The 9433-nt window shown below is 68.1% G+C and carries 6 protein-coding genes; 2 read left to right on the top strand and 4 right to left on the bottom strand.

From position 1 onward, the window contains the following. Window positions 1-493 precede the first annotated feature (493 nt). Together VEC11_RS01780 and VEC11_RS01775 are read left to right on the top strand one after the other, a co-directional pair. Complete coding sequence (locus tag VEC11_RS01780; RefSeq protein ID WP_464128583.1) at window positions 494-3655, top strand: M10 family metallopeptidase C-terminal domain-containing protein; 3162 nt, start codon at window positions 494-496, stop codon at window positions 3653-3655. Window positions 3656-3813: 158 nt separating this feature from the next. Then, window positions 3814-5850, top strand: coding sequence for an ATP-binding protein (locus VEC11_RS01775; RefSeq protein WP_464128582.1), 2037 nt, complete (start codon window positions 3814-3816; stop codon window positions 5848-5850). On the opposite strand, the gene VEC11_RS01770 is transcribed toward VEC11_RS01775, so the two are convergent. From VEC11_RS01770 to VEC11_RS01755, 4 genes are all read right to left on the bottom strand, one after another. Then, the gene (locus VEC11_RS01770; protein ID WP_464128580.1) at window positions 5807-6694 is read right to left on the bottom strand and encodes a hypothetical protein; all 888 of its coding nucleotides are present in this window, start codon (window positions 6692-6694) and stop codon (window positions 5807-5809) included. The two genes, VEC11_RS01775 and VEC11_RS01770, sit on opposite strands and share 44 nt — an antisense overlap. Next, a complete protein-coding gene (locus VEC11_RS01765; RefSeq protein WP_464128579.1) occupies window positions 6691-7404 on the bottom strand; it encodes a hypothetical protein in 714 nt (237 codons plus the stop codon). The genes VEC11_RS01770 and VEC11_RS01765 overlap by 4 nt, the downstream gene beginning before the upstream one ends. A 63-nt stretch (window positions 7405-7467) precedes the next feature. Beyond that, the gene (locus VEC11_RS01760; protein ID WP_464128577.1) at window positions 7468-8451 is read right to left on the bottom strand and encodes a diacylglycerol/lipid kinase family protein; all 984 of its coding nucleotides are present in this window, start codon (window positions 8449-8451) and stop codon (window positions 7468-7470) included. Window positions 8452-8463: 12 nt separating this feature from the next. After that, entirely contained in the window at window positions 8464-8994 is a 531-nt protein-coding gene (locus VEC11_RS01755) for a DUF2141 domain-containing protein (protein ID WP_464128575.1), read from the bottom strand. Between the last annotated feature and the right edge of the window lie 439 nt (window positions 8995-9433).

Below are 9433 nucleotides of genomic sequence, written 5' to 3'. Positions count from 1 at the left end.
CGGACGACCGGATCATCTACGACAGCAGCACCGGCCAACTCTTCTACGATGCCGACGGCAACGGGGCCGGCGCCGCCGTGCTGTTCGCGACGCTGCAGGGCAATCCGACGCTCGCGGCCAGCGACTTCCTGGTGATCTGACGAACCGATCTCGGCGCAAGGACCGCCGTCGCCACTGGCGACGGCGGTCCTTCGTCGTTGTGATCGCGAGTGCGGCCCGATGCCGTTTCGTCGCGCCGTCCTGAAAAGGCCCCGGAACTTTCTGCCGCAATAACAATTAACCACGCGCTGCGGCGATCGCCGCTTCTTCGGCTGGGGTTCACCTATTGTCCGACTGGAGACTCATGTTTTCCGGTGCTGCCGATTCTTGCCCGGCTTCGGCGGTGCGCCAGCTGCGCCTGAGCCCCCACGGACCTCTTTTTGCGTCCCCACGGATTAGACGCCCTGCCTCCGCCGTTCCCAAACAATAGCCAGAGAATCCAGGGAGAGCTCTCATGCGCCAGGCCAACCGCACCCTCCGCTCCACACCGCTCCAGAATCCCGACCATATCGAGCAGACGATCTTCCGTCTGGCGGCTCTGGACCGCACCGCCGACGCCATGTCGCTCATCGGCGATGCATCCAGCCAGCTTCAATTCTCGCGCGGGCTGAGCAGGTTCGAGACCGGCTTCGGGGTAAACGGCAGCGATCTCAGGCCCTTGGTGTTCCCCGACGAGACCGGCACCAGCGACGATTGGCGGCGTCCCGCCAACTACCAGCCGGTCGAATCGGCCTGGTACATCCCCGGTCCGACCGCCATCATCGACGTCTACGCGCCCGACGAGAACACCAGCGGGACGCTGGTGGTCGACGATGCCAACCACGTCATCGCGGCGTGCGACGCGCCCGGCGACAATGACTGGTTCGCGGTCAACCTGACGGCCGGCGTTACCTACGAATTCGGTCAGTTTGCCTGGGTCGGCGGCCTTCCGGGCGCCGAAGGCAACGGCATCCCGCTCGCCGATGCCTATCTGGAACTTCGCGATGATAACGGGATGCTGCTCTCGATCGCGGATGGCGGCGGACCGAACACGCCGTCGGGCCTCGATGCGCTCATGACGTTCCAGGCGACCTATACGGGCACCTATTATGTCAACGCTACGTCCTTCGACAACACCGGCGACGGGGTCGGCGACTTCGCCGGCGATTACGAAATTTTCGCCAGGACCGCGACGGGAACCGTCTATACGACCGAATATGACATTTCGAGCCCACTCCACTCGATCGACTGGGGCGGCGTCAGGGTCAACCGCGCGCATCAGGCGGTGGAAAATCCCGACGGCATGGAGGGGCCGCGGGTGACCGGGGATCCGGCAGCGGATCCGGGCGACGTCGTGGGCAACTCCCTGGGCTTCCCGGGCAAGAACGTCATCTACCTCTATTTCGCGGGCGAGGGAGATATCTACTTCCATCAGGATTCGACCATCCCGGCCCAGGTCGTGGCCCAGAATCCCTATCAGTACGAAGTCCAGGCCATGCTGAACGCGGCGAACGAATTCTCCAAGGTCGCCGATGTGGTCTTCGTGTCCAATTATACGCTCAACGCGACGACCGGCCTCTACGAGCGCGACGAGAGCATCAAGTACAAGCCGGGCCCGTTGGCCGAGCCGGGCGTCAAATATGCCGCCGGCGTGGATGGTGACGGCTTCGACGCCGATTTCTTCTACTTCTCCTATCCTGGCACGCCGGGGCCGGTTATTTCCCTGCTCGGCTCGATGAACCCGCCCGATACCGGCGACGAGGGCGTCGCCCAGTTCAATTCCGCTGACGAGCGCTGGAGCGCGCAGATGCTTCAGCCGGGCGGCTTCTCCTTCGTCACCCTGATCCACGAATTCGGCCATGGCATGGGCCTCGCGCACCCGCACGACACCGGCGGTGGCTCGAGCGTCATGCCGGGCGTCAACCCCCTCCTCCCCGGCGATGATGGCGGGGCCGGAACGCACGGCCTCAACCAGGGCGTCTACACGATGATGTCCTACAATGACGGTTGGGAAAGTTCGCCCTACGGCTCGGCCGAGACCACCAACGAGGGCTATGGCTGGCTCGGCAGCCTGATGGCGCTCGACATCGCCGTCATCCAGGACAAATACGGCGTCAACGAGGATTGGGCCACCGGCAACGACACCTATGTCCTGAAGGACGTGAACGAGTGGGGGGTCTATATCGATGCCGCGACCGGGCAGCCGGCCGTGCACGATGCCACCAATCAGGCGACGGCCCGCGACGGCTATTATGTGGGCGAGAGCACCTATTATTCGTCGATCTGGGACGCCGATGGGGTCGATCAGATCGTCTATAGCGGCGCCAGGAACGCCAATATCGATCTGCGCGCGGCCACGCTGCAATATGAAACTGGCGGTGCCGGGTGGATGTCCTATGCCACCGGCATCTTCGGCGGCTTCACCATCGCCAACGGCGTCACCATCGAGAATGCAACCGCCGGCGCGGGCGCCGACACGCTCACAGGCAACAATGTCGCCAATGTCCTGAACGGCGGCGGCGGCATCGACATCCTGGCGGGCCTTGGCGGGAACGACATCCTCTATGTCGACAATGCGTCCGACCAGGCGCTCGAAAATGCGGGCGAGGGCTTCGACGCGGTGCTCTCGAGCGTCAGCTATGCCCTCGCGGCGGACACGGAGGTCGAATGGCTGTCGACCGCCCTGACGGCCGGCACTGCGGCCCTGAGCCTGACCGGCAACGGGATCGCCAATTATCTGATCGGCAACAATGGCGCCAACACGCTGAACGGCAGCGGCGGCGCGGACGTCATGATCGGGTTCGGGGCGGACGACATCTACGTGGTCGATGCGGCGGACGACCTGGCCTTCGAGAATGCGGGCGAGGGCTTCGACGCGGTGCTGACGAGCGTCAGCTACGTGCTCGGCGCCGGCCAGTCGCTCGAGTGGCTGTCGACCTCCTTCACCGCCGGTACCGGGGCGATCAACCTCACCGGCAACGGGATCGGCAATCACCTGATCGGCAATAACGGTGCCAACACGCTGGACGGCGGCGGCGGCGTCGACGTGATGGTCGGTTTCGCCGGCGACGATATCTTCGTCGTTGATTCGGCGGGTGATCTCGCCTTCGAGAATGCCGGCGAGGGTTTCGACACGGTGCTGGCGGGCGCCAGCCATGCGTTGGCTGCGGGCCAGTCGATCGAGTGGCTGTCGACCGCGTTCACAGCGGGGACCGCGGCGATCAACCTCTCCGGCAACGAGGTCGGCCAGTATCTGCTGGGCAATAACGGCGCCAACACGCTGGACGGCGGCACCGGCCACGACGTGCTGATCGGCTTCGGCGGCGCGGACAATTTCGCCTTCACCAGCGCGCTCGGCGGCGGCAATTTCGATCTGATCGCCGACTTCCAGGGCGGCAGCGACAAGATCCAGCTGGACGACGCCGTGTTCACCCAGATCGGCGGCCTCGGCGCGCTCAATGCCAACGCCTTCGTGACCGGCACGGCGGCCGCGGATGCCAGCGACCGGATCATCTACAACAGCACGACCGGGCAGCTCTTCTACGATGCCGACGGCACCGGCGCCGGCGGGGCGGTGCTGTTCGCGACGCTGCAGGGCAATCCGGTCCTCGCCGCCAGCGACTTCATGGTGATCTGAGCGACTTCCCCTCCCCGGCAACGGGGAGGGGTTTCCGCATGGTCCGCCGGCCGTCGGTAAAGGATCAGGGTTAAACTGCGGCGAGCCGAGCCTCCGCGGGGGGCGAGCCGCCCGGCGCCGGGATTCCAACCGCCGGGCCGATGCCGTAATCTCCCCGTGTGGCGGAGGAGGCTAGCAGCGTGGCGGCCGAGGAGGGCGGTCCGCACTCCTGGCGCGCCTTGTGGGTCAGTGGGGGCGCGCTTCTGGCGACGCTCGCGCTCATCGCGCTCATTGTCCTGATCACCCAGTCGAACCGGGCCCGCGACCAGGCCTTGCGCTGGGAGCGGAGCACCAACGAGCTGCTGCTCCTCACCCGCAACATCGATGCCAGCATCTCTCGCGCCGAGACCGAGCTCAACCGCTACCTGCTCGACAACAAGCCGACCACCGCCACCTCTTATTATAATGAGTGGCGCAACGCCGGGACCCTGGTCGACCAGCTGCAGCGGGCCATGCGAAGCGATCCCGCCCAGGTCCGCCGCGCCGCCGAGGTCGCGCGGCTCTTCCGGCAGCGCTCCGCCGAGCTGGCGCCGGCCGCTTATTTCCTCCAGCAGCGCGGGGCCGCCCGGGCGGGCGGCCTGGTGCAGCGCGCGGCGACCGCCAGGACCCTGGTCGAGCTCCGTGCCAGGCTCGAGGAGATCGCCGCCGCCGAGCGCGCCCAGCTCGGCCGGCGGATGGCCGAGACGCAGGGACTGGTCGACCGGGCCGACACCTATACGGACCTGCTCGGCTTCCTCGGCATCATCGTCGGGCTCGGCGCCATCGGTCTCGCCTTCCTCGCCTGGCGGGCTTTCGTGGAGGGGCTGCGCAGCCGCGAGGAGGCCGAGGATATCGGCTGGCGCGCGCTCGACCTCGAACAGGCGGTGCAGGCCCGTACCCGCGAGCTGAGCCAGGCGAACGAGAATCTGCGGCGCGAGGCGGCCGACCGCGCCGCCGCCGAGGCGCAGCTGCGCCAGGTGCAGAAGCTGGAGGCGGTCGGCCAGCTCACCGGCGGCATCGCGCACGACTTCAACAACATGCTCGCGGTCATCGTCGGCGGGCTCGATCTCGCCCGGCGCAAGCTGCACGGCCCCCGCCGCGAGGTCGAATTCCACCTCGACAACGCGATGGAGGGCGCCACCCGCGCCGCCGCTCTGACCCGCCGCCTGCTCGCCTTCGCCCGGGCCGAGCCGCTGCTGCCCGAGGCGGTGGCGCCGGCGCAGCTGGTCGAGAACATGCTGGAGCTGATCGACCGGGCGATCGGCGAGCGGATCACCGTCCACACCCAGTTCCAGCCCGATATCTGGCACGTCTGGGCCGACCCGACCCAGTTCGAGAATGCGATGCTGAACCTCGCGGTCAACGCCCGCGACGCGATGCACGGGCGCGGCGACCTCGACATCTGCGTCGACAATGTCACGCTCGCCGAGGCGGAGACCGCCGACCTTCCCGCCGGCGACTATGTCCGCATCCGCGTCACCGACACCGGCACCGGCATCGCCCCCGAGCATCTGGACCGCGTCTTCGAGCCCTTCTTCACCACCAAGGATGTCGGCAAGGGCACCGGCCTTGGCCTTTCCCAGATCTTCGCCTTCGCCCGCCAGTCCGGAGGCGACGTCACCATCGCGTCGCGCGTCGGCGACGGCACCACGGTCGCCATCTATCTGCCCCGCTCGGCCGCCGCCGCCGAGCAGGCCTCCGGGCAGGTCGCGCCGCGCGTCCGCCATGCCGAGCCGGCCGCGCGCGGCGGCCATGGCGCGGCGATCCTGGTCGTCGAGGACGATCCCCGCGTCAGCCGCTCCACCGTGGCCGCGCTCGAGGAGCTGGGCTACCGGCCCTATCCCTGCGCCAGCGGCAAGGAGGCGCTCGCCATATTGAAGCGCGAGCCCCATCTCGCGCTCGTCGTCACCGACGTGATGATGCCGGAAATGACCGGCACCGAGCTCGCCGCCGAGGTGAAGCGCCGCCGCCCGGACATGCGTATCCTCTTCGTCACCGGCTATGTCGGCGAGGCGGGCGACGCGGACGATCTGGCCGGCCATGCCGTGCTCAGGAAGCCCTTCACCGTCGCCGCGCTCGCCAGCTCCGTCGAGGCGGCCCTGGGCGGCGTGAACGGCGGCAGCGTAAACGGCTTCAGCGGATCGCACCCCGCCGCAGCAGACGAGGCAGCAGAGTAAGCGCGCCGAGGATCGGCCAGCGCCGCTGCCAGGGTTTCACCACGATCCCGGCCCCCGAGTGGCGGTTGATCTTCCAGGCGAGATAGTCGACGCCGCCGGCGAAGGTGGTGGTCGCCTTGGCGAGGCGGACGATGCTCATCGCCTTGCCCTTGCGCCGGAACCGGCGCCAGCGCTTCCGCGCCTTCTCGGCGTCGAGCGGGCGGGCCAGCGGCAGCGCGGCGTCGCCGAACCGCCGGTAGCGCTCCGGGTCGGTGTCGACGATCGAGACGGACTTCCCCTTCCGCTCGGCGCGCAGCTCGCTGTCATAGGTGAGCTCGAAGCCCCGCCGCCAGACCGCGAGCGGATCGCCCTTCTCGGCCTCGTCCAGCATCGGCAGCGCGAAGCCGAACAAGGTCGGCGCCGCGCGGCCGACCGCCGCCACCGCCATGGCGCGCGCATCCTCGTCCTTCGCCCAGACCAGCCGCGACGGCTGCGCGAAGCGCGCCCAGACCGAGACGGTCCCCGCCTCCGGCCCGTTCTCCCGCGCGAAATCCGCCTCGCTCAGCACCGCATATTTGGCCGCCAGCCCTTCATGCTCGAACGGGAAGACGTTGGGCGGCACCAGCCGGTTGGCGAAGGCGTACCAGCCCCGCCCATAGGCCTCGCGATAGGTTGAGACGACCAAATAGAAATCGAGCATGAGCCCGTCCAGCTCCTTCTCCCTGAGGCAGGAGCCGTAGAAGAGCACCGCGCGCGCCGCGCCCGGGTAGAGCGCCGCCACCGCCTCCGCCATCGCCGTCACGCGCGGGTCGACCGGCAGCGCCAGTTCTTCGGCGACGAGGGCGGGGAGCGAAGCTTGAGTCATTCGGGGGCCGCATCTTCCGTCGGGGCGCCATAGGTGGCGATGGCGGGCGGGACGGCGCAGCCAAGCGATTCGATGCCGAAATGGTCCCGCGCCGCCGCATCCAGCGCCGTATAGCTCTCCCCCGCCCTGGCATAGACTCGCACGGAGCTCTCCAGCTTGCCGTAGCGAAGCGCCTTCGCCGCTACCCGATCCTCCGGGGACTGGCTGTCCTCGCGCTCGTAGAGCTGGGAAATCCGTTCGTTGATCGCGAACACCCGCGTGCGCAGCTCGACGAAGCTTTCGATCAGCGGCGTCGGCGGGCGGCCGGTGTCGAACTCCCGCATCGCGGCCACCATCTCCGTTGTCCGGTAGCCCTTGAGGTCGAACTGCCCGGCGCCCGAGGCGGGGCCGGATTTCCGGTCCTTCCGGGACAGGGCCGTGGCCAGCCGCTCGCCGATCAGGCGATAGGCCTGGAAGGCGAGCTTGTGGGCGGCCCGGGCCCGCTCCCTCATCTCCTCCCGCACGTCCTCGCGCTGCTTCTGCACCTGATAGGCGGCTACTCCGAAGCCCGCCACGACCGCGAAGATCGAGCCGATCGCCTGCACCCAGCCGGTCACCTCGCCCGGCCCTGCGGCCAGGAGATGCGCCAGCCCGATGGAAAACAGGAGGATGCCGGCAAAGGCGGCGAGGATCGAGGCGCCTGCGCCCAGGACGAGTCTTGGATTCCTCATCGGCCGATCCTCCGCGCAGCGACGTCGCTTTCGCTTACCGATCCCGGCGCGCGTCTGGAAGGGTCAGGCCGCCAGCTTCAGGAAGGGCACGGGCGCGGTCGGGCGCAGCACGATCGGGCGCTCCTCCTCGGCCTCGAACATCTCGCCGTCGAGGATGATATTGTTGTTCGCGCCGGCGATGCGGATCTCGTCGCCACGCTCCAGATAGACGCCGCGGATGCGCCTGAGGCCGAGCTTGCCGCGCACCGCCGCGAACAGGGCGCCGAAGATGGAGAGCAGGTTGCGTTCGATCACCATCAGCTGCATCGCGCCCGGCCGCTGGCCCTCGACGCGGACGTTGGAATTGAGCAGCAATTTCTCCAGTGTGGTCACCATCAGGAAGGCGAACTTGCCCTGCATCTCGCCGCCGCTCTTCGCCAGCGTGACCTTGATCGGCTTCCACTTGGCGGGGAGCAGCCGCGAGCGGCGCCCGGTGATCACGGAGACCATCCCCATCATGAAGGTGAGGAAATGCGCCGCCCAATTGGGCAGGCCCAGCGGATAGATTTTGTGGCGGCAGTAGAGGATCGTGTCGGCGAGGCCGGCGCCGCCGAGGAACATGCCGAGCACGGGCCGCTCGTTCTCGCCCGCCCGGCCGCCGGACAGGGCGATCAGCTCGCGCGAGACGATGTGCGGGACCATGTCGCCGCGGACCAGCTCCAGCACCCGCTCGAGCGCCATGATCGGGTCGCCGCCGGCGCCGAGATCGTGGGCGATGAGGTTGGTCTTGCCGTTGGGCAGCACCGCCACGGGCGGCGGATCGCCGAGGAAGTGATTGCCCTGGTGCAGCTCGGTCAGCGCCGCCTGCACGGTGCCGTCGCCGCCGTTGATCACGATCGCCCTGGGCCGGACCCGGGCGATCGTCCGCATCGCGTCGGCGATCTGGCTGACGTCCTCCACCTCATAGTGGAAGATGTCGCGATGCTCGGCGCAGAAGGCCCGGACGCGCGGCAGGAGCGACCGGTTGCCGGTCGACCTGGGATTGGAGAGGAGCGCGACCGAGGCCATCTGTGCCTTGCCTTACGATGCCCGGACCGGACGGATGGCGAGGCCGAAGCGATAGTTGAGCACGACGCCCACCGGGGTGACGCCGCGGCCGACGTTGATCGCCACGTTGTTGTAGTTGGGCCTGAGGTTGGTCAGCGACACGCGAGGGTTGCGCGAGAAGCCGCCGCCGTCGCTCCAGTCGGAGCGGTTGTTGCCGTTGACGTCGTGACGGACCGCGACCGCATAGCGGCCCGGGCCCGGCAGCGCGACGCAGATCCGCATCGGCCCGGAGGCGGTCACCGGCACGTTGATCTTGCGGAGCGTCTGGCCACGGGCGAGGAAGCGGCTCGGGTCGCTGCCATAGATGGCGACGCGGATATTGCCGCTGCGCTGGCGGAAGCCGTCGACGGTGACGAGCACCGCATTGCCGCCCGAGCGGCAGACGCCGGCGTCGGCGCCGAGCTGGGCGCTGGCCGGCGCCGGAAGAGCGAAAGCCGCGCCGGCCGCGGCGAGACCGATGGCTGCTTTGCCAAGGCCTGCTCTGGTGGTGAGCTTGAGAGACATTACGCGAAACTCCTGGGCTTGCCGGGCCCAACAGCGGCCCGGCGGATTTGACACCTTGCCCCCATGTCGAGGCGCCATGTGGTGTACGCTTGCGGCAGAAATGTGTTCGCGCGGGGACCAAAGGTAGGAAAATCCTGCAGAACCTCCGCGCAGAGCGACGGTTTCGACGAATGTGGCGGACGGTGCGACGAACGTGCGGCGGTGGAGTGGGGTGGAACTATACAAACCAACCGCGAGGGAGGCGGGTTGGACCAAGCGGGCGCCACGCCCGGCCCCAGGCGTGTCCCGGATGCGTAAGAGCCGGCGACGGGCGCCGGCTCTCGCTGATTTGGGGATTTTAGTGCACTGTCACCGTACTCTCCACCGTACCCTCCCGCTAATTGGTGGGCTCAGTAGCACCGCAATCTATCGAGGCTCATAGCCCCAGATCATCGCCGTT

This window comes from Allosphingosinicella sp., from assembly GCF_035626655.1.
GTDB lineage: Bacteria > Pseudomonadota > Alphaproteobacteria > Sphingomonadales > Sphingomonadaceae > Allosphingosinicella.
The sequence above is the reverse complement of the archived record's forward strand: the minus strand, read 5'-3'. Positions and strand labels throughout refer to the sequence as shown.